1 protein-coding gene is annotated in these 581 nt (G+C 39.1%); it reads right to left on the bottom strand.

What is annotated here, in order from left to right; all coding sequences use genetic code 11:
• On the bottom strand, nt 1-581 hold a 581-nt coding region (locus A1D18_RS06765), incomplete at both ends, for a hypothetical protein (protein ID WP_171910787.1).

The raw sequence follows: 581 nt of genomic DNA, 5'->3' as shown, positions 1-581 counted from the left end.
TCTAATAATGTTTTTATCTCGATACACGCTTCAGGCCTTCCTTCCTCTAGCAAGCTCGCTATCCTTTGTCGTTGGAAAAAAACCCAATTACCTACTTTGCCCATATCACCAAGATGCGCTTTTCCTGTAAGACACAGACGCGACATATTTCTTGTGACAGTAACAGGGGCAGGGCCTACATTAACCAGTTCATGTCTATCCGATACAATAACACTTTGTTCTGTGGCCTCATCTGCCGTAATAACTGTTGCTGCCCCTTCATTCCTAACATTGGCTTGTTCGGAGGGTAATGGATATAACAGATAATCACGCATCACTTTAACTAATCCTTGATATTCTTTTTTAATTCGACACCGCAGGCGAATTTGATCCTCTTTTGTTGTTATCTTTTTTAATTTTTTTTCCAAACGCTTTAAAAACTCTTGTTCTTTTTTTTTCTCATACTGACTTAATACGGATGGAAACTGATTTTGTAGCCATTTTAAATCACCTGCATGTTTTTCCAATGTCTTTTCACAGTGCTTCGTATTTTCATCAAGCCAGTTTACTAGCTCTGCCAATAGGGTTCGCTCTTGTTCGCT

The sequence above is a fragment of the Candidatus Rickettsiella isopodorum genome (genome assembly GCF_001881495.1).
Classification (GTDB): domain Bacteria; phylum Pseudomonadota; class Gammaproteobacteria; order Diplorickettsiales; family Diplorickettsiaceae; genus Aquirickettsiella; species Aquirickettsiella isopodorum.
Note: the sequence above shows the minus strand (reverse complement) of the source record. Positions and strands in the feature narration are given on the sequence as shown.